The organism is Methylobacterium sp. AC315, from assembly GCF_979253755.1.
Genome location: NZ_CEEDEA010000001.1, coordinates 359,942 through 378,257, shown reverse-complemented (window position 1 = coordinate 378,257; position 18,316 = coordinate 359,942). Strand labels below are relative to the sequence as shown.

Genomic DNA, 18,316 nt, shown 5'->3' with positions numbered 1-18,316 from the left:
CCCGCTCCTCAGCGCTCGATCGTGCCGGTGCGGCGGATCTTCTTCTGGAGCAGCAGCACGCCGTAGAGCAGCGCCTCTGCGGTGGGCGGGCAGCCGGGCACGTAGATGTCCACCGGCACGACCCGGTCGCAGCCGCGCACCACCGAATAGGAATAGTGGTAGTAGCCGCCGCCGTTGGCACAGGAGCCCATCGAGATCACGTAGCGCGGCTCCGGCATCTGGTCGTAGACCTTGCGCAGGGCCGGAGCCATCTTGTTGGTCAGGGTGCCGGCGACGATCATCACGTCGGACTGGCGCGGCGAGCCGCGCGGCGCGAAGCCGAACCGCTCGCAATCGTAGCGCGGCATCGACATCTGCATCATCTCGACCGCGCAGCAGGCGAGCCCGAAGGTCATCCACATCAGCGAGCCGGTGCGGGCCCAGTTGATCAGCTCGTCCGTGGTGGTGAGCAGGAAGCCCCTGTCGGCCAGCTCGTCGCTGATCGACAGGAAGGTCGGATCGTCGGCGCCGATCGGCCGGCCGGTGTTGGGATCGATGATCCCCTTCGGCTGGGGCGCGACCGCGGGGGCGCGGGACAGGCTGTGGGTCGTGTCGGTGATCAAGGCCATCGGCGACTCGGAATGCGGTGCGGGCAGGCTGCTGTTGCGAATCAATCCCACTCGAGGGCGCCCTTGCGCCACTCGTAGACGAAACCGACCGTCAGCACGCCCAGGAAGACGATCATCGACCAGAAGCCGAACCAGCCAAGGTCTCCGAAGGTGATCGCCCACGGGAACAGGAACGCGACTTCGAGATCGAAGATGATGAACAGGATCGCCACGAGGTAGAACCGCACGTCGAACTTCATGCGGGCATCGTCGAAGGCATTGAAGCCGCACTCGTAGGCCGAGAGCTTCTCCGGGTCCGGGCTTTTGAACGCAACCAGGAACGGCACGACCAGCAGCGCGGTGGCGATGAACAGAGCAACGCCGATGAACACGATGAGCGGAAGATAGTCCGCCAACAATCCGGTCATGCCAGGGCCTCGCGAGAGCGTCTCGTATCGACGTGGGAAACCGCGGTGCGCCGCCGAACCGGATTCGCCCGTGGAATTGTTCTTATGCCAGGATGCGCGCGGCCGGAGGCTTAGTCGAGCCGCCGACCCGTGACAATGGCTTGTCGCGTCGCACAAAGTGCACGTCGTGCCTTGTGCAGAGATTGGGCGCAGGCGGCTCGCCTGCAACACGACGCAAGCGCGCAGCCCGTCCGGCGCATCGCCGCACAAAACCGTCACGGACACGCTTGACAGTCCCCGGTCTGGCCCATACACCCCGCCCCGTCGCCGGGCGAAACGCCCCCTCGGAAGCGACCACGCCGTGCGGGCGTAGCTCAGTTGGTTAGAGTGCCGGCCTGTCACGCCGGAGGTCGCGGGTTCGAGTCCCGTCGCCCGCGCCACTTCCACAATACCGCTACATGATGCCCGAACCGCGCCTCCGATCGTCTCGGGGGCGTTCTTGCGTTTGCGCTGCCGTTGGGACCGTGATCGGTCGGCAGATCGGCGCCCTCGAACGTGAGATGTCGGCGGCAACGTGGCAGTCCAGCCGCCACGGACGGTTCAGAGCGGGCGCGGAGCCCTCGTCTCATGGCCGATCTTGATCGCCACGACGTTGGCACCGGGGATCGTCACGCCCAGGATCGGCGAGCGCGTGTTGGGCGGCGTCGTTGGCGTGTGCCCACCGACCTCTCATGGATGGTCACACGCACCGACCCAACCGCCTGCCGAGCCCACGTTCCGCTCAACATGCGTACGCCCTCAGGGCCGTGGGACGGCGGCAACCATCTCGATCTCGACATGTGCCCCCAGCGGGAGCGCCGCAACGCCGATCGTCGTGCGCGCCGGGTAGGGGGCCGTGAAGTACTCGGCGTAGACGTGGTTCATCGCGGCGAAGTCGCCCATGTCCGTCAGGAACACGTTGCATTTCACCGCGTCCCCGAAGCCAAGTCCCGCTGCTGTCAGCACAGCTTCGAGGTTTCGAAAGCACTGGTGAACCTGCGCTGTGAACCCGCCTTCGACCAAACGGCCGGTCGTCGCGTCGATCGGAGTCTGACCCGACAAATAGACGGTGTCGCCGGCCCGAACGGCGTGCGCGTAGGGGCCGACGGCAGTTGCACCGGGTGCGGTCACGGCAACTCTGCTCATCAATGGTCCCTCCTGAATGCCGTGGTCGCGTGAGGCTCCATTCCATGCGCACCGGTGCAGAATCAACGCCGGTCCGCCCCCCGCGCCCGGCGCCGTTCATTGCGCCGGCCGATCAGCAGGTCGGTGGCGTCGCGGGGGCCCGGCACGGCCGCGTCGGCGACGTCCTGCGGCGTCAGGCCGATATCCTTCAACTCCCGCGCCGACAGGGTCGAGAGCCGGTGCAGGACGCGCCGGTTCATCGCCGCGCGCGACAGGCCCGTCCGCACCTCGGCCGCGGCCTCGGCGACCGCCCGGGCAGCCCGGGCGAGCCAAGACGATCTGCCCGGGGCGTGGGCGGTTGGGATGAGGCACGGGTCCATGATTCGATCCTTCGTTTGTCCGGAACCCGGCGATCCTGCGGCCATGGGGCTGGCGGCGACAGGAACAGTTCGGTACGGTTTCGAAGAATTGTCCGGTCGGAAAGGCGGTACGGATGAAGGTCGCGAGCAGGCCGGCCAGAACGCGCGTCGAGACCGTGGCCGGCGAGATCCGTGAGCGCATCGCGGCGCGCCATCTCGTGCCCGGGGTCCGGATCCCGTCGGTGCGGGCGTTCGCGGAATCCATGGGCGTGTCGAAATCGACCGTGGTGGAGGCCTATGACCGGCTGGCCGCCGAGGGCACCCTGGTGGCGCGGCCGGGTTCGGGCTTCTACGTCGCCGGCAAGACCCGGCCGCTCTCCCTCCAGGCGATGGGTCCGCGGCTCGACCGGATCGTGGACCCGCTCTGGATCACCCGCCAGGCCCAGCAGGCCGGCGCGGACCAGCTCAAGCCCGGGGCCGGCTGGCTGCCGGATTCGTGGATGCCGCACGAGGCGATCCGGCGCGGCCTGCGCCGGGTGGCCCGGGCCGATCTGGCCGAGATGACCAATTACGACCGCCCGCTCGGCTACGAGCCCCTGCGGATCCAGATCGCCCGCAAGATCGCCGAGAAGGGCGTCGGCGCCGAGCCGGACCAGATCGTGCTGGTCGAATCGGCCACGCAGGCCCTCGATCTGGTCTGCCGCTTCCTGCTCCAGCCCGGCGACACCGTGCTGGTGGACGATCCCTGCTACTTCAATTTCCTGGCGCTGTTGCGAGCCCACCGGGTCGCGGTGGTCGGCGTGCCGCTGACCCCGGAGGGACCGGACCTGCGGGCTCTGGGCACCCTGCTCGAGCGGCACCGCCCGCGCTTCTACCTCACCAACGCGGCGCTCCAGAACCCGACCGGCGCGAGCCTCGCCCCGGTCATCGCCCACCGGCTGCTGAAGCTGTGCGAGGCGCACGACACCCTGATCGTCGAGGACGAGATTTTCGGCGACCTCGAGCCCGAGCCCGCGCCGCGGCTCGCCGGCTTCGATGGGCTGGACCGGGTGATCCAGATCGGCAGCTTCTCCAAAACGTTGTCTGCCGCCGCGCGCTGCGGCTGGATCGCGTTGCGGGCCGACTGGGTCGAGCCGCTGGTCGATCTCAAGCTGGCGCTGAGCCTCGGCAACGGCCACCTCACCGCGGCCCTGGTGCACAGCCTGATCACCGAGGGCTGCTATCGCCGGCATCTGGCCGAGACCAAGCGGCGGCTGGCCGGCGCCATGGTCCAGGCCTCGGCCGAGCTCGGCGCCTGCGGCCTGAAGCCCTGGGCGCAGCCCCGGGGCGGCTTCTTCCTGTGGATGTACCTGCCGGACGGGCGCGACGGCGCCGAGGTGGCGCGCCGGGCGATGGCGCAAGGCATGGTCCTGGCGCCGGGCACCGCGTTCAGCCTCTCGGACGACTGGAACGGCTACATGCGCTTCAACGTCGCCCGTTGCATCGACCCGCGCATCCGGCCGATCCTGCGCGCGGCGCTGGCGTGATCGCTCCGGTGCCATGGCTTTGCGCGCGCAGCGCAGCGACCTGGCGGGGTTCCTCGCTTGATCGGGGTACGGCGCCCAATGGGTCTGCGCCCGATAAGCTTGAGCTTAGGGTGACAGCGTTCGACCCAACTTGGCCGCCTGGTTTGCCACAGGCGCTTCCCGATAGCGGTCATTCGTTGGCCGCCTGGCAACTTCGGCTCGGGGTGGCCACCAAACCCGGACCTCGCGACCCGAAGTGGACATTCCACCTCCGACCCACAGCATTCCCGCGTATCGCGCGCAGAACACTCATGGTCGAAAACCCGAGTTGACACATCGATCCTGAGTTGCGTGTATCGCTTCTCGGGGACCTAGTCATGAGCTCGATTTTCGATGCCTCGGAATGTGATGACTGGCTCCACTCGAAGCAGGCCGAACTCCGCGCGCTTATGGCTGAGGCGCGGTCGGTTCGCCGGGAGGCAGCCGTCATGCGCGAAGCGAACGCGCAGTCTCGTTTCCGCCTGCAACAGGCCTGGGCCAGCATCTCCGCTCAGTGGGGGCTGACACCGCCGGCTGACGCTGAACCCGAGGCGCCCGACCACCCCTTATCTATTCTCGAAGCCTTGAACCTTGCCGGCCTCGATGAAGGCGATCTCGACGACGTGGCCACGTCCATGTGCGCCGCATACCAAGCTGCTGTGGCCAGGGACGACGAGGTACAGGACGTTTTGAGAGACGCGCTGATGTCCATCGGCCGCCACATCGCCGCACAGATGGGCCCCAAGGCAGCGGGTGTCGTCCTAAGTTGACACGCCTTGACCGTTCCTGGGAGAGATCGCGTATGGCAGACGAAGCCTCCCGTGCGGGATCCCTCCAGCTCATCGCCGACGTCCTGGGCGTGCCAGTTTCGACATTCTACGGACGCCCGGACTCGAACGCTCGCCCGATCGATGAGGAGAAGTTGCTGACGGTGCTGGCGAGGTTCCTGCGCGCCTTCGGGGAGGCCGGTAACCTGGTGGAACGCAGACGCTGCGCCGAATGGCTGAGTACCGAGTTCAAGCACCTGGGCATCGGTACGCCGAGAGACAGCTAACCCTCGTTCCGATCACACGGCTTTGTCTCGAAACCACCCTTATCAGACATCACCAGCGCCAAGCGGATCGCGTCCAAACCCTCGATCACGTCCCAACCGCGCGTGATGACGGTGAGCGGCGCAACGAACAGATTGAGGTCGGCCTCACGCCGGCAACAGCAGCTCCGCCTTCAGCCCGCCGAGATCCGATCGCCCGAGGCTTAAGCCGCCGCCGTAGAGCTCGGCGAGTTCGAGGGTGATCGGCAGCCCAAAACCGTGGCCCGGCACGCCCTCGTCGAGGCGCCGTCCGCGGGCCATGACCGCCTCGGCGGCCTCGGCCGCGAGGCCGGCCCCGTCATCCTCCACGGCGACCCGGACGCCGTTCGCCTGCGGGAGTGCCGTCACCCGCACGCGGCTGCGGCACCAGCGGCAGGCGTTGTCGACAAGGTTGCCCAGCATCTCGTCGAGGTCCTGCCCCTCGCAGGGCACCGTGAGGTCGTCCGGCACCGCCAGCTCGATCGCCACGCCCTTCTCGGCGTAGAGGCGCACCAGCGCATCGCGCAGGTCCGAGACCCGGGGCGCCAGGGGCGTGCGCCCCCGGGCCGAGCCGGCGAGCGCCGCCGCCCGGGCCCGGCGCAGGTGGTGGCGGACCCGCCGGTCCATGGCGTCCACCTGCAGGCGCAGGGCGCCCCCGGGATCGCGGGCAGGCTCGGCCAGCGCCATCGACAGGGTCGCCAGCGGCGTCTTGAGGGCGTGGGCGAGGTTGGCGACGTGACCGCGGGCCCGCTCCAGGTTCTGCGCGTTCTGGTCCAGCAGCGCGTTGAGTTCGGCAACCAGCGGCTTGATCTCGGCGGGCTGCTCCTCCGGCACCCGCTCGCGGTGCCCGGTGCGCACGGCGGCGAGGTCGCCGCGCAGGCGCCGCAGCGGCGCCAAGCCGAGGCGCACCTGCAGGGCCAGTCCGGCGATCAGGCAGAGGCCGAGCACGCCGAGCGCCAGCGCCAGGCTGGTCAGGGCCTCGCGCAAGGGGCCGTACAGGGCCGCCCGGGGCGCCGCCGCGACGATCGTGGCGGGGGGCGTGCCCGGCACGTCGAGGATGCGCAGGATCAGCCGCTCCCCCCGCGGCCCGGTGCCGTCCGCCGGATGCGGGCGGTCGGGCTCGTCGTCGGGGCCCGGCTCGGTGACGGTGATATGGCCGCCCCGCAGGGAGCCCGAGCCGAAGGTCTCTGCCCCCCGGCGCACCTCCCAGGCCCAGCCGGGCCCGTCCCGGTCGAAGGGCGGCGCGTCGCGATCCCGGGGCAGAAGGCCCGCCTCCAGGCCGGTCCGCAGCGCGACGATCTGGGCGTCGAGATGCCCTTCGATCTGCCCCCGGACGAAGCGGTGCAGGATCACCCCGATGGCGAGCCCGGCCACCACGAGCGCCGCCAGCACCAGCGCCAGGGCGGCCACCAGCAGGCGGGTCCGCAGGGAGCGGTGCGGCGGCGGTCTCTTCTTCGGCGGCGGCATCAGGCCGGATCCGCGCGCAGGCGGTAGCCGTGGCCCCGCACGCTCTCGATCCGCGCGGGGGCGATCTTCCGGCGCAGGCGGGTGATGATCACCTCCACGGAGTTCGAATCGACATCCGCGTCGCCCTCGTAGACCCGCTCGATCAGGTGCGGGCGCGGCACCACCGCGTCGCGGTTGAGCATCAGGCAGGACAGGACCCGCCATTCGAGGCCCGTGAGCTTGAGCGGCAGGCCCTCGTGCTCGAAGGCGCCGAGCCCCGTATCGAAGCTGAGAGGGCCACAGGCGATCCGGCTCGCCCCGCCGCCCTGCGACCGGCGCACCAGGGCGCGCAGGCGGATCACCAGCTCCTCCACCCGGACCGGCTTGACCAGGTAATCGTCCGCTCCCGCCTTGAACGCCGCGACCTTGTCGCTCCAGCCGTCCCGGGCGGTGAGCACCAGCACCGGCAGGGTCCGCCCGGCCGCCCGCCAGGCGCGCAGCACCGAGACGCCGTCGCCCTTGGGCAGGCCGAGGTCGAGCACCACCGCGTCGTAGCCCTCGGTCTCGCCGAGATGTTGCGCGTCCTCGCCGGTGGCGGCCCGGTCGAGGACGAAGTTCTCCGCGCGCAGGACCTTGGCCAGTTCGGCAGCCAGGGCCGCGTCGTCCTCCACCAGCAGGATTTTCAAACGTTTGCCCCCTCGCGCCCCGGCCCGCCCGACACCGCGGCGCTGCCGGAAGTTAGGGCCGCTCTCTCACGCTGCCCATCCATCCGGCCCCCGGATCTGCACCCGCGGCCAAGTCCTTGATCGCCCGCGCGTCTCGGCGCCGATCCGGCCATAGGCGGACGGCTTTAACCGAGGCTGAACCGGGCGGTTCAGGCCGGATTTGAGGGGGCGTCTTACGAAGGCGCCACGGACCGATCGGGTCCCGAACCTTCTCAAGAGGACGACAACGATGAGCGACGACAACACCATCGACGGCACCGCCCGCGAGATCCGCGAGCCGGCCTCCGCCAAGCCAACCAGAAAGGTCCCGGGGCGGACCTGGGTTGTGGCCGCGATCGCCGCACCCCTGGCTTTGGGTGCCGCCGGCCTGTCCCTGGCGCAGGGCACCGCGTTCCAGCCGACCCCGGTGGATCCGGTGGCGATCCAGGCGCTGGCCCCGTCGAGCGCCACCGCCATCAAGGGCGAGGTCGCCGAGATTTTTGGTAACAAGTTCGTGGTCCAGGATTCCACCGGCCGGGCGCTGGTCGAGACCGGCCCCGCCGGCGAGGGCGGCAACCTCGTGGCCAAAGGCGAGGCCGTGACGGTGCAGGGCCGGTTCGAGACCGGGTTCCTGCATGCCAGCGTGCTGACCCATGGTGACGGCCGCAAGGTGGTGATCGGGCCGGCCGGCGGACCTCCGCGTGGCAGCCTCGACTGGGCCAAGGACAAGCTCGGCCTCGGGCCGAACCCGGACGTGCCGGCGCTGACCGCCGCCGTCCAGGCCGCCGGCTACGGCGACGTGCGGGTGACCGGCCGCGGGCCGCGCCACCTCGACGTCGCGGCCAAGGACCGGGACGGGCGCGAGCACCAGCTCCATGTCGGCTTCGACGGCCAGGTTCGCGTGCGGCCGGTCCCGGGCGCCCGGCTCTGAGGCCTCGGTCGCCTGCATGTGCGCGCCGCCGGACCGATCTCCGGCCCGGCGGTCAGGGCACGATGCAACCGTTTCCCCCCTGCCGCGTCCTCCTGTCACCCAGCTGAACAGGAGGCACCCCTTGGAACCGATGAAGCCGATGGAACCGATGAAGCCGATGGAACCCATGAAGCCCATGGAGCCGATGAAGGGCATGGAGCCCTTCTGGCCGAAGGACCTGGGCGATCCCTCGACCAGCGGCTCCCAGAACGGCATGAAATACGCGTTCTTCCCGGACAAACATCGTCTCCTGATCGAGCGCGACGGCCAGGTCTCAACCTACGATAGCGGTGACCACCGGATCGGCGGCGTCTCGCAGTCGGACGGCAGCACCAAGTCGCTGACCTTCTCGAGCCAGAACGGCGACGTGGATCTGGGCTCGCTCAAAAAGCTCGACTGACCGTCCAAGTCTGATAAGGCCCAGCACCCAACCCGTTGAAAGTGCCGGCCCGCACAGGTTCGGTCAGCCTGGAGGCCGCCCTATCAACCTCCCGGTCGTCCCGGGGCGCCGGAGGCGAGCCCGGGATCCAGAGCCGCCGACGATGCGAAGCCTTGATCCCACGGTGGTTCTGGATCCCGGGTTCCGCTCCGCGACCCCGGGATGACAGGGGCGGCTTCATAAAGGCCTGAGCCTAAGGTCAGCCTTGTCGGGCGAGCGGCACAGAACGCGATTCAAACCCGCCAGAGGGGCTGGGTTCGGGCCATTCGGAAACCAAGCGTTTCGGGTTTGGGACGATGTCTGCGGGTGTTCGACCCAGGGCCGGGAAGCCCAGCCGCCTTTCCCTCCGGCGCCGGGCCATCTAAGCCCGGCCCGGCCATGCGACCCCTCCCGCCGATCCGTCCCGAACCATGCGCGCCTTGATCGATCTCGTTCGCATCATGCATGCGCGCGATCGGCGCCGGCTCGTCCTGATCGCGGCGGGCCTGGCGGGCGCGGCGCTGCTGGAGGTGGTCGGCGTCGCCTCGGTGATCCCGTTCCTGACCCTGGTCGGCGACCCATCGGCGGCGACCCGCGTGCCGTACCTGGCCCAGGCCCGCGAGGCCCTTGGGCTCGCCGACGCGCGCAGCTTCCTGCTGGTCACCGGCGGGGCGGCGCTGCTGGCGATCCTGACCACCGCCGTGGTCAATGCCGGGCTGACCTACGCGCAGCTCCGGTTCACGCATCTGGCCGGCTACGGCTTCAGCCGGCGGATGCTGTTCCGCTACCTCGACCGGGAGCGGCTGTTCTTCGCCCAGGCCAACAGCGCCGAGCTTGCCAAGAACGTCCTGTCCGAGACCGACCGGCTGGTGGTCGGCGTGCTGACCCCGGCCACCGTGCTGGCCTCGCGGGCGACCTCGGCGCTCGCGGTGATCGCGTTCCTGCTGGCCTACGCGCCGCAGCTCGCCCTGATCCTCGGCGGCGGCTTCGGTGGCCTCTATGTCGGGATCTACCTGATCATGCGGGCCCGGCTCGCCCGGCTCGGCGGCCGCTCGGTGGCCGACAACGAGGCAAGGTTCCGGATCGTGCAGGAGACGTTCGGCGCGCTCACGGAATTGAAGCTCTACGGCCGGGCCGAGGCCTTCGCGGGCCGGTTCGACGCCCCGGCGCGTGCCTACGCGATCGCCACCGCCGAGAGCCTGCTCACCGGCCAGATGCCGCGCTTCGTGATCGAGGCCCTGGCCTTCGGCGGGGTGATCGTGGTGGTGCTGTTCGCCCTCGCCCAGGGGCTGGATGTGGCCGGGATCCTGCCGCTGCTCGGCCTGTTCGCCTTCGCGGGCTACCGGATGCTCCCGGCCTTCCAGAACATTTTCACATCCGTCTCCCTGATGCGCTTCTACAGCCCGGTGGTGCGGGTGATCGTCGATGAACTCTCCGGCGAGCGCCGCCCCGGCCCACGCACCGACGAGCGCCTGCCCTTCGGCCGTGCCATCAGGCTGGAGGGGGTCGGCTTCGATTACGGCACCGGCCGGCCGGCGCTGGCCGAGATCGACCTCACGATCCCGGTCAACACGACGATCGGCCTCGCCGGCCGCACCGGCTCGGGCAAGTCGACCCTGGCCGGCCTGCTGCTGGGGGTGCTCACCCCGGGCACGGGCCGGATCACCGTGGACGGGCGCGTGCTCGACGCCAGCGCCCTCCCCGCCTGGCAGAACCGCATCGGCTACGTCCCGCAGGACGTGTTTCTCGTGGACGGCACCGTTGCCGAGAACATCGCCCTCGGCCTCGACGCGCCGGATCTGCCCGCCGTCGAGCGCGCGGCCCGGCTCGCGGGCGCGCATGATTTCGTGGCCGCCCTGCCCCACGGCTACGCCGCGCGCGTCGGCGAGCGCGGCGCGCGGCTCTCCGGCGGCCAGCGCCAGCGCCTCGGCATCGCCCGGGCGCTCTACCACGATCCGGACGTGATCGTGTTCGACGAGGCGACCTCCGCGCTGGACGACGAGACGCAAGGGGCCGTGATGCGCGCCCTGCGGGCGCTCTCGGGCCGGCGCACCGTGATCCTGATCGCCCACCGGCTCTCGACCCTGGAGGGGGCAGACGCGGTCCACGTGCTGGAGGCCGGCCGGATAGTGGCCTCCGGGCCACCGGAGACGATCCTGCCGGGATTGGGGAATGCGGCGTGAGGTGGCGCCCTCCCCTTGCGTCCCGGTCCGCGTCCGTTACCTCGACGGTTCGAGGATCGCCCGGGAGGCACGCTTGAGCACGCGCATCGACCTGACCGCTCCGGACGGCACCACGGCCGTGCTCTCCACCCACGGGGCCGAGCCGGTCTCCTGGCGGGTCGGCGGCACCGAGTACCTGTGGAGCGGCGATCCGGCGCATTGGAACCGGCACGCTCCCTGGCTCTTCCCCGTGGTCGGCGCCTCGGCCGGCGGCCAAGTGACGGTCGGGGCCGCGCGCTACCCGATGGCGCAGCACGGTTTCGCCCGGGACCTGCCGTTCACGGTCGTCGATCGCGGCGCCGACGCGGTGACGCTTCGGCTGACCGACGGGCCGGAGACACGGGTGCATTACCCGTTCGCCTTCCGCCTCGACATCGCGGCCCGGGTGAAGCCGTCCGGGCTCGACCTCACCGTCACCGTGGTCAACACGGGCGACGTTCCCCTGCCCTACGCGCTCGGGTTCCACCCGGCCTTCCCGTGGCCCTTCGCGGGTGGCGAGCGGGCCCGGGACGGCGGCTACGCGGTGGCGTTCGAGCGGCCCGAGCGCCCGTTCGCCCCGCAGGTCGGCCCCGGCGGGCTGCTGCTGCGCGACGAGCAGCCGATCCCGCTGGCCGGCGATACCCTGCCCCTCGACCCGGCGATCTTCACCGAAGCCTTCGTGTTCCGGAATGCGCAGAGCCGATGGATGCGCTTCACCGGACCCGGCCAGGGGGCGGTCAAGGCGATCCGCATGGAGATGGAGGATTTCCCGCACCTCGCCGTCTGGACGAAGCCGACCGCGCCGTTCCTGTCGCTCGAGTGCTGGACCGGCCACGCCGACTGGGCGGATTTCTCCGGCCCGCTTCAGGAGCGCGACGCGCAACGCGTGCTGCCACCGGGTGACGAGGCTCGTCACGGCGTCCGCCTGACCCTGGAAACCTAGCGGTTGCGCGTCTGGGTCGCCCGACCCGAGCCGGGGGCCACCCGCACCGGCGCGGCCCTGGCCGCGCGCGGGCACGCCCCCCTCGTGGCACCGGTGCTGGCGATCGGGCCGACCGGCGCGGAACCGCCCGCCGGTTCGTTCGACGCGCTTCTGTTCACCAGCGCCCACGCGGTGCCGGCCCTCCGGGACACGCAAAGCCTGCGCGGGCTGCCGGTCTTCGCGGTCGGCCCCCGGACCGCCGAGCGTGTGCGCGCGGCGGGGCTCGGGCCTGTTCGGGAGGGACCGGGTGACGCGGCCGGGCTCGCCGCCCTCGTGGCCGAGGTGTTGCCGGCCGGGGCGTGCCTGCTCCACGCCACCGGGACCGCCCGCAAGCCCGAGCCCGAAGCGACCCTGGCGGCCGCCGGATTCACGATAGTGATCGTCGAGGCCTACACGGCGGATCTGGTCCCGACCCTGCCTGCTGCCGTGGGCGACGCACTCGCCGCCGGGGCGCTCGATGCCGCGCTGCATTACTCCCGCCGCAGTGCGGCCGCCGCGCTCGCGCTCGCGGATGGATCGGGACACGGCGGAGCTTTCCGCCGCTTGAGGCATTACTGCCTGTCTGTTGATGTCGCGTTCCCCCTGGAAGCCGCCGGCATCGCGGTCCATTTCGTTGCGGCACGGCCGCGGGAAACGGATCTGCTCGATGCCCTCGCGCCACGCTTCGGCGACGGCGCGCGGTGACAGCGGGACAGAGCCGCCGTATCTCGCCCTCGCGCCCGGTGCCGCCGCGGTGCTACGGGGGCGCGGCGACGCCGAAGAGTTGGAGGACTTGCCCGTGACGCCACCACCCAGCGACGCCGACAAGCCCGGAGCCGGCGGTCCGAAGCCGGGCGGCGCTCCGTCCACCCCTGCGCAACCCGATCCGGGCCGGACCGAATCCCGGCCCGGTGCGAAGTCGCCCGCCCCCGCGGTGGGGGGCGCCAAGCCCGTGCCGGTCGCACCGAATCAGCCGGGTGCACCCGGCACTGGATCTCCGGCGGCCACTCCGCCCAAGCCGGCGACCGAACCGGTCTTAACCGTCAAGCCGGGCAGCCCCGGCGCGGCCGACGGCAAGCCAGAAGCCGGCAAACTACTTGGCGACGGCGCCAAGCCGTCCGCCGCTGGAACGGATCGTCCCGGCGAGAGCAAGCCTGCCGCGACCCAGCCGGGCGCCACGGCCTCTTCGGGCTCCGAGGCCAAGCTGGCGTCCGGCATCGCCGGGCCGAAATCCGAACCCAGCAAACTCGAGCCCGGCAAACTCGAGCCCGGCAAACTCGAACCCGGCAAGCCCGAAGCCGGCAAGGTCGAACCCGGCAAGCCCGAGGCGGTTAAGCCCGATCCCACCAAGCCGGATCCCACCAAGGCTGGCCAGCCGGGTGCGGGCGCACAGAATGGCGGTGGTCCCCGGCCCGGTGCTGCGGCGACCGGTGCCGCGGCCGCTGCGGTCACGGCCGGGCCGATCCTGGACCTGAAGGCCAAGCGCATTCCCGATCCGCCGCAGCCCGGCAAGGACGCCCCGAAGGATGCGCCCAGGGACGGGTCGAAGGACGCTGCGAAGGAAACTGGCAAGGAAACTGCCAAGGACACTGCAAAGGTTGCCGCGAAGGAGCCCCCGAAGGGCTCCGGGACGACGGCCCTGAACCCCGTGACCCCGCCGGCCGGGCGGGCCCGGGCCGGGTTCGGCTCCCTGGCGGCGGCCGGCCTCATCGGCGGCCTGATCGGCGCGGGTGCGCTGTTCGGCGCGGAGCGCGCCGGCCTCGGCACTGTGCGGCCGAACGCCTCCGATCCGTCCCTGTCCGGCCAGGTCGCCTCCCTCGACAAGCGGGTGGACGGGCTCGCCCCGCGCGATGCCGTCGCCGACCTCGACAAGCGTGTCGCCGCCGCAGAGGCCGCGGCCCGGCAGGCTCTGGAGAAGTCCCCGGCCCCCGGCGGCGCTGCGACGGACGGGCAGGCGCCCGGGACGAATGCGGCGGTGCCGGCCGATTTCGCCGCGCGCCTCGACAGCCTCGATCAGCGGGTCGCCGCGCTCCAGGAGGAGCCCGGCCGGGATCAGGGGGGCGATGCCAAGCTCGGCGCGGCCCAGGCGGCCGATCCCAAGCAGGTCGCCGATCTCGATGCGCGCGTGAAGGCGCTCGAGGCGGATCAGCCCGACAAGGGGGCCGCGGCCGAGGCGTCGAAGACGATCGCCGCCCTGCAGGGCGAGGTCGAGCAGCGGACCAAGGCCAATGCCACGGCCGACGCCGCCCTGGGCCAGCGCCTCGACAGCCTTCAGCAGGCCCTCGACGCCCGCGTGAAGGCCGCCACCGAGGCGGTTCAGGCGGCCACGCAGGCGAGCCGCACCGCCGCGGAGGCGGGTCAGACCCAGGCCGCCGAGGCCGCTAAGGCGGTCGACCGCCGCCTGCAGGAGCAGGCCGACAAGATCGCCGCGCTCGACAAGAGCGTGTCCCAGCGGGCCGAAATCTCCACCGTTCAGGCGGCGCTGCGGGTGGTGGTGGCCGATCGCGTCGCCTCGGCGCTCGCGGCCGGCATGCCCTACGCGGAGCCGCTCGCGACGCTGCGCAAGCTGGATCCGGGTGCGGAAGCCCAGGCCACGGCGCTCGCGCCGTTCGCCGAGACCGGCGCGCCGACCACGGCCCAACTCGCCAACGCGTTCCGGCCGGTCGCCGAGCAAGTCGCCGCCAAGCGCCGGTCGCAGCTGGCCCGGAGCGCCGCCGAGACCGGCGATTTCCGCACCAAGCTCCTGAGCATGGCCGACGGCCTCGTGCAGGTGCGCAAGGTCGATGCGCCCGCCACCACGCCGGAGGCGTCCGACGAACCCGAGGCCAAGGTCCAGGCGGCGCTGGACCGCGGCGACCTGCCGGCGGCGTCCGCGGCCTTCGCGGCCCTGCCGCCCGAGATGCGCGACCAGGCCGGCGATTTCGCCGCCAAGCTCAAGGCCCGGGCCGCCGCCGAGGAGTCCGTACGAGCCCTGCTCGCCGGTGTCTTCAAGGCCCTGCCTACGGATGCGGCCTCCGGTGCCGCCCCGGCGGCGCCAGGCCGCTAGGCAGTGACGGCGTCGATCCGCGCCTCGCGCGGCTGCATCTTCTCCGGTCGGGCGCCCAGGCGCCCCGCCTCTCCCGCACCCAGCGGTGGCCGCCCGGCGGCCGTCGACAGGAGACACTGACCCCATGTGGCGCGCCCTCGCCTTCCTGGCCCTGCTCGCACTCGCCGCCTTCGGGGCGGTCTGGATCGCCGACCGGCCCGGCACCGTCACCGTCGTCTGGAACGGCTACCAGATCGGCACCAGCCTCGCGGTCGCCCTGGTCGGCGTGATCGCCGCGGCCATCGTCCTGGGCCTGCTCTGGGCGATCGTGCGCGGCGTGATCGGCCTGCCCGAGGCGCTGGTGCGCGGTTCGGCGGAACGCCGCCGGGCGAAGGGCTTCTCCGCCCTCTCGCGCGGGATGGTGGCGGTGGGCTCGGGCGACCCGCTCGCCGCCCGCCGCTACGCCGGGGATGCCGAGCGGCTGCTCGGCCCCGAGCCGCTGACCCTCCTGCTCAAGGCCCAGGCGGCACAGATCTCCGGCGACCGCGACGCCGCCGAGAGCGCCTTCCAGCGCATGGTCGACGACCCCGAGACCCGGGTGCTCGGCCTGCGCGGCCTGTTCGTCGAGGCGCGCCGCCGCGAGGACGAGACCGCCGCCCGCGCCTACGCGGTGGAGGCGGCCCGCCTCGCTCCGAGCGTGACCTGGGCCAACGAGGCGATGCTGGAGGCGCAATCCGCCGACGGCGACTGGGGCTCCGCTCTCGAGACCATCGAGCGGCGCTCCTCCCTGGGGCTGATCGACAAGCCGACCGCCCGGCGCCAGCGGGCCGTGCTCCTGACGGCGATCGCCGGCGAGCGCGAGGCCGGTGAGCCGGAACTCGCCGCCGAGCGCGCTCTGCAGGCGGTCAAGCTCGCCCCCGACCTGGTACCGGCAGCCTGCATCGCGGGGCGCCTGCTCTCGCGCCGGGGCGACCTGCGCAAGGCCGCCAAGGTCGTCGAGACGGCCTGGAAGACCAATCCGCACCCCGACCTCGCCAAGGTCTATCTCGGCCTGCGCCCCGGTGATTCGGTCCGCGACCGCCTGGCCCGGGCCGAGACCCTGGCCAAACTCACGTCCTGGGATCCGGAATCCCGCCTCGCCGTGGCGCAGGCGTCTCTCGACGCGCGCGAATACGGCCGGGCCCGGGAGGCCCTGAAGCCGCTGCTCGCCGACCGCCCGACCGTCCGCTCCAGCCTGATGATGGCGGCGATCGAGGAGGCCGAGCACGGCGCGGCGTCCGGTCAGGCCCGCGAGTGGCTGTCCCGGGCGGCCCGGGCGCCGCGCGACCCGGTCTGGATCGCCGACGGCATCGCGTCCGACACCTGGGCGCCGGTCTCGCCGGTCAGCGGCCGCCTCGACGCGTTCGCGTGGCGCGAGCCGCCGAACACGTTGGCACCCTCCGAGCCCGCGGTGGAGCCGGAGGAGCCCGACCTGCCGAAGCCCGTCCTCGTCCCGGCCGAACCGATGTCGCGCGCCCCGCTTCCGACCATCATCCCCGCCGCCAGCCCGCCGGCTGGTCCGGGGGCCGACGCGGTCTCCGCCGGCATGGCCTCTGCGGCGGTCCCGGCCTCGGGCGAGCGGGCCGCGCGGCGGACGGCATGAAGGATCGGCTGGTCCGGCCTTAGCCGGATAACGAGAGAAGAGTGGGAGATATCAGTCTTGTACTGAACTTTTCCCTCGGTCGCGCGCTTACGTTGACGTCAGTTGTTGATACTGCGTACCCTGTTGCTGATGCACGCCCGCGCCGACCGAGGATCAGACAATCTGCCCTCCGCTTCATCTCCCTGTCGCGTCGCCGATCCGGCGGGGCGCAACGCGGGTTCCGACCCGGCCGGTCCTGTCGTGACGGCCGCGATCGAGGACACGGCCGAACCGCGCCGGCAGGTGGGCGTTCTGCCGTTTCAGCAGGGGCGCGACGGTGAGAACCGGATCCTCCTGGTGACCTCCCGGGAAAGCCGGCGCTGGGTCATCCCGAAGGGGTGGCCGATGAAGGGCCGCAAGCCGTTCGAAGCAGCGGCACGCGAAGCCTACGAGGAAGCCGGCCTGCGCGGCGATGTCGGCAAGCGGCCACTCGGCTACTACGTCTACCAGAAGCGCCTGAAGAACCTCGACGCGGTCCTGTGCCAGGTCAAGGTGTTCCCGCTGAAGGTTCGCAAGCAGCTCAAGAACTTCCCGGAGGCGAATCAGCGCGAGTTGCGCTGGTTCACGCCTGCCGAGGCCGCCGAGGCCGTGTCCGAACCGGGCCTCGCGGCGATCATTCGCGCCACATGCCGGCAAGTTAAGGCGACGGACGCGTAACCCACCGTTGCCAAGCCGGCGATCATCCGTTATTGCCCCTCTCAGCCGGACGGACACGCCCCCAAGCGGGGTCGCCACGGCGCTTGCTGCGGTAGCTCAGTGGTAGAGCACTTCATTGGTAATGAAGAGGTCGACAGTTCAATCCTGTCTCGCAGCACCAGAATTTCTCCTGACTGACTGATCGTTTCAAGGGTACAGCGGGCTCTTGCTGCGCCGATCCTCGGGTTTGCTTGAAGGATCGCCGGAAAGGCGTCGTCGAGCCTGTCGGCTTCCCGTGGCGCCTAGGATGGCGCGCCGTTCCATCCGTTTGGGGATGATGCAGGATTGAACACGACGGCCCTCTTCACGATGCTGGGTATCGTCCTCGGCTGGGTCGTCCTGGCCGGGGCCGCGCTGCTGGCGGGCCGGATCGCCACCTTCGCGTTCATGGTCCTGACCGTGGTTGCGCTGTTCCTCTATGTGCCCTGGGTCAGGCTGCGCGCCAGCGGGATCGAGGGCTCGAGTCGGCCGGTCCGGTTCTGGACGAATGTCGCGATGCTGGTGGTCAGCCTCGCGGCGGGCCTCGCCTTCGCGGTGATGCTGGCCCGGCGGATGGGGTTCTTGTAGTCGGAGGCCCACGAGAGCGTCGTCTGACGGCTATCTCGAAGTGCCGCATCGTCCCATCGGGGGCATCGGAGTCTCTGCGTCTCCCGCAGGACCAGCAGCGATGCCGGACGCCGAACCGAACCGGCGCCCGATCGCCTCAGTGCTTCGTCAGGCTGTCGAGGGTCTCGTTCTGCCCGAGCGTGTCCGAGAACCGTCCGAGACGGCTCAGGGTCGGCTCGTTCAGGCCACCGGCATTGGCGAAGGTGGCCAACGCGATACCCACCAGAAAGCTGGCTTCCTCGGCGGTGACCGCCCGACCGCTCAGCGTACTGGCCGCCCCGCGCACGGCGAGCACGGCCTGCTGGAACGCGGGGTCGTTCTGCAGCTCCGCCAATCGGGTCATCTGAGGCTTTCTCCTGGATCACGTGTGTTGTCTGCGGCGTCGCCGGAGCCTTTGGACCCATCGGCGGGGATGGTTCAAGGGGTGCCGCGCCTGTGTCCCGGAACCGGGACGATGCCGGCGGCGCTGGTCTGCGTC

19 protein-coding genes and 2 tRNA genes are annotated in these 18,316 nt (G+C 71.2%); 14 read left to right on the top strand and 7 right to left on the bottom strand.

Features of this window, described 5'->3' with window-relative positions:
• Nucleotides 1-8 precede the first annotated feature (8 nt).
• Complete coding sequence (locus tag AC0IY0_RS01715; protein ID WP_007560753.1) at nt 9-608, bottom strand: NuoB/complex I 20 kDa subunit family protein; 600 nt, start codon at nt 606-608, stop codon at nt 9-11.
• A 41-nt stretch (nt 609-649) separates the two neighbouring features.
• Nucleotides 650-1,015: an NADH-quinone oxidoreductase subunit A gene (locus AC0IY0_RS01710; RefSeq protein WP_007560754.1), complete on the bottom strand. Its 366-nt coding sequence runs from the start codon at nt 1,013-1,015 to the stop codon at nt 650-652.
• Nucleotides 1,016-1,357: 342 nt separating this feature from the next.
• On the opposite strand from AC0IY0_RS01710, the gene AC0IY0_RS01705 reads away from it, so the two are divergent.
• Nucleotides 1,358-1,434 (top strand) — tRNA-Asp (locus AC0IY0_RS01705).
• Nucleotides 1,435-1,792: 358 nt separating this feature from the next.
• On the opposite strand, the gene AC0IY0_RS01700 is transcribed toward AC0IY0_RS01705, so the two are convergent.
• Nucleotides 1,793-2,179 (bottom strand): Rid family detoxifying hydrolase, encoded by a 387-nt coding sequence (locus AC0IY0_RS01700; RefSeq protein ID WP_147907010.1) that lies wholly within the window; start codon nt 2,177-2,179, stop codon nt 1,793-1,795.
• A gap of 62 nt (nt 2,180-2,241) precedes the next feature.
• The gene (locus AC0IY0_RS01695) at nt 2,242-2,538 is read right to left on the bottom strand and encodes a DUF1127 domain-containing protein (protein WP_471762913.1); all 297 of its coding nucleotides are present in this window, start codon (nt 2,536-2,538) and stop codon (nt 2,242-2,244) included.
• A gap of 113 nt (nt 2,539-2,651) precedes the next feature.
• On the opposite strand from AC0IY0_RS01695, the gene AC0IY0_RS01690 reads away from it, so the two are divergent.
• The 3 genes from AC0IY0_RS01690 to AC0IY0_RS01680 all read left to right on the top strand — a co-directional run bounded on the left by AC0IY0_RS01690 (nt 2,652) and on the right by AC0IY0_RS01680 (nt 5,115).
• On the top strand, nt 2,652-4,043 hold the full coding sequence (locus AC0IY0_RS01690) for an aminotransferase-like domain-containing protein (RefSeq protein WP_471762911.1): 1,392 nt from the start codon (nt 2,652-2,654) through the stop codon (nt 4,041-4,043).
• Between the two features lie 356 nt (nt 4,044-4,399).
• The gene (locus tag AC0IY0_RS01685; protein WP_471762910.1) at nt 4,400-4,831 is read left to right on the top strand and encodes a hypothetical protein; all 432 of its coding nucleotides are present in this window, start codon (nt 4,400-4,402) and stop codon (nt 4,829-4,831) included.
• A gap of 32 nt (nt 4,832-4,863) precedes the next feature.
• Entirely contained in the window at nt 4,864-5,115 is a 252-nt protein-coding gene (locus AC0IY0_RS01680; RefSeq protein WP_471762909.1) for a hypothetical protein, read from the top strand.
• A 144-nt stretch (nt 5,116-5,259) separates the two neighbouring features.
• Here the strand turns inward: AC0IY0_RS01680 and AC0IY0_RS01675 are convergent, their stop codons facing one another.
• Together AC0IY0_RS01675 and AC0IY0_RS01670 are read right to left on the bottom strand one after the other, a co-directional pair.
• Nucleotides 5,260-6,597 (bottom strand): sensor histidine kinase, encoded by a 1,338-nt coding sequence (locus AC0IY0_RS01675; protein WP_147907005.1) that lies wholly within the window; start codon nt 6,595-6,597, stop codon nt 5,260-5,262.
• Entirely contained in the window at nt 6,597-7,262 is a 666-nt protein-coding gene (locus AC0IY0_RS01670; RefSeq protein WP_419830187.1) for a response regulator, read from the bottom strand. The genes AC0IY0_RS01675 and AC0IY0_RS01670 overlap by 1 nt, the downstream gene beginning before the upstream one ends.
• Before the next feature lie 268 nt (nt 7,263-7,530).
• On the opposite strand from AC0IY0_RS01670, the gene AC0IY0_RS01665 reads away from it, so the two are divergent.
• The 10 genes from AC0IY0_RS01665 to AC0IY0_RS01620 all read left to right on the top strand — a co-directional run bounded on the left by AC0IY0_RS01665 (nt 7,531) and on the right by AC0IY0_RS01620 (nt 17,799).
• Nucleotides 7,531-8,211, top strand: coding sequence for a DNA-binding protein (locus AC0IY0_RS01665; RefSeq protein ID WP_471762908.1), 681 nt, complete (start codon nt 7,531-7,533; stop codon nt 8,209-8,211).
• Nucleotides 8,212-8,341: 130 nt separating this feature from the next.
• Nucleotides 8,342-8,650 (top strand): hypothetical protein, encoded by a 309-nt coding sequence (locus AC0IY0_RS01660; protein ID WP_246692411.1) that lies wholly within the window; start codon nt 8,342-8,344, stop codon nt 8,648-8,650.
• A gap of 449 nt (nt 8,651-9,099) precedes the next feature.
• Nucleotides 9,100-10,851, top strand: coding sequence for an ABC transporter ATP-binding protein (locus AC0IY0_RS01655; RefSeq protein ID WP_471762907.1), 1,752 nt, complete (start codon nt 9,100-9,102; stop codon nt 10,849-10,851).
• A gap of 73 nt (nt 10,852-10,924) precedes the next feature.
• The gene (locus tag AC0IY0_RS01650) at nt 10,925-11,812 is read left to right on the top strand and encodes an aldose 1-epimerase family protein (RefSeq protein WP_471762906.1); all 888 of its coding nucleotides are present in this window, start codon (nt 10,925-10,927) and stop codon (nt 11,810-11,812) included.
• 3 nt (nt 11,813-11,815) lie between these two features.
• A complete protein-coding gene (locus tag AC0IY0_RS01645) occupies nt 11,816-12,535 on the top strand; it encodes a uroporphyrinogen-III synthase (protein ID WP_471762905.1) in 720 nt (239 codons plus the stop codon).
• Nucleotides 12,498-14,876 carry a COG4223 family protein gene (locus AC0IY0_RS01640; protein WP_471762904.1) on the top strand — a complete coding sequence of 793 codons (2,379 nt, stop codon included), beginning with the start codon at nt 12,498-12,500 and terminating at the stop codon, nt 14,874-14,876. Before AC0IY0_RS01645 ends, AC0IY0_RS01640 begins: the two co-directional genes overlap by 38 nt.
• 124 nt (nt 14,877-15,000) lie before the next feature.
• Nucleotides 15,001-16,497, top strand: a complete 1,497-nt coding sequence (locus AC0IY0_RS01635) for a heme biosynthesis HemY N-terminal domain-containing protein (protein ID WP_471762903.1) — start codon at nt 15,001-15,003, stop codon at nt 16,495-16,497.
• A gap of 240 nt (nt 16,498-16,737) precedes the next feature.
• Nucleotides 16,738-17,193, top strand: coding sequence for an NUDIX hydrolase (locus AC0IY0_RS01630; RefSeq protein WP_147906997.1), 456 nt, complete (start codon nt 16,738-16,740; stop codon nt 17,191-17,193).
• Between the two features lie 85 nt (nt 17,194-17,278).
• Nucleotides 17,279-17,353: transfer RNA gene (locus AC0IY0_RS01625), tRNA-Thr, on the top strand.
• A gap of 164 nt (nt 17,354-17,517) precedes the next feature.
• A complete protein-coding gene (locus tag AC0IY0_RS01620) occupies nt 17,518-17,799 on the top strand; it encodes a hypothetical protein (protein ID WP_147938584.1) in 282 nt (93 codons plus the stop codon).
• Between the two features lie 136 nt (nt 17,800-17,935).
• Here the strand turns inward: AC0IY0_RS01620 and AC0IY0_RS01615 are convergent, their stop codons facing one another.
• A complete protein-coding gene (locus AC0IY0_RS01615) occupies nt 17,936-18,181 on the bottom strand; it encodes a hypothetical protein (RefSeq protein ID WP_147938583.1) in 246 nt (81 codons plus the stop codon).
• Nucleotides 18,182-18,316: the final 135 nt, after the last annotated feature.

Bases quoted from the DNA above. Each gene is read 5' to 3' on its own strand.
- AC0IY0_RS01715 (WP_007560753.1), bottom strand. From the start codon at position 608: ATGGCCTTGATCACCGACACGACCCACAGCCTGTCCCGCGCCCCCGCG.
- AC0IY0_RS01690 (WP_471762911.1), top strand. From the start codon at position 2,652: ATGAAGGTCGCGAGCAGGCCGGCCAGAACGCGCGTCGAGACCGTGGCC.
- AC0IY0_RS01640 (WP_471762904.1), top strand. From the start codon at position 12,498: ATGCCCTCGCGCCACGCTTCGGCGACGGCGCGCGGTGACAGCGGGACA.
- AC0IY0_RS01710 (WP_007560754.1), bottom strand. From the start codon at position 1,015: ATGACCGGATTGTTGGCGGACTATCTTCCGCTCATCGTGTTCATCGGC.
- AC0IY0_RS01655 (WP_471762907.1), top strand. From the start codon at position 9,100: ATGCGCGCCTTGATCGATCTCGTTCGCATCATGCATGCGCGCGATCGG.
- AC0IY0_RS01675 (WP_147907005.1), bottom strand. From the start codon at position 6,597: ATGCCGCCGCCGAAGAAGAGACCGCCGCCGCACCGCTCCCTGCGGACC.
- AC0IY0_RS01660 (WP_246692411.1), top strand. From the start codon at position 8,342: ATGAAGCCGATGGAACCGATGAAGCCGATGGAACCCATGAAGCCCATG.
- AC0IY0_RS01635 (WP_471762903.1), top strand. From the start codon at position 15,001: ATGTGGCGCGCCCTCGCCTTCCTGGCCCTGCTCGCACTCGCCGCCTTC.
- AC0IY0_RS01695 (WP_471762913.1), bottom strand. From the start codon at position 2,538: ATGGACCCGTGCCTCATCCCAACCGCCCACGCCCCGGGCAGATCGTCT.
- AC0IY0_RS01665 (WP_471762908.1), top strand. From the start codon at position 7,531: ATGAGCGACGACAACACCATCGACGGCACCGCCCGCGAGATCCGCGAG.
- AC0IY0_RS01700 (WP_147907010.1), bottom strand. From the start codon at position 2,179: ATGAGCAGAGTTGCCGTGACCGCACCCGGTGCAACTGCCGTCGGCCCC.
- AC0IY0_RS01685 (WP_471762910.1), top strand. From the start codon at position 4,400: ATGAGCTCGATTTTCGATGCCTCGGAATGTGATGACTGGCTCCACTCG.
- AC0IY0_RS01615 (WP_147938583.1), bottom strand. From the start codon at position 18,181: ATGACCCGATTGGCGGAGCTGCAGAACGACCCCGCGTTCCAGCAGGCC.
- AC0IY0_RS01680 (WP_471762909.1), top strand. From the start codon at position 4,864: ATGGCAGACGAAGCCTCCCGTGCGGGATCCCTCCAGCTCATCGCCGAC.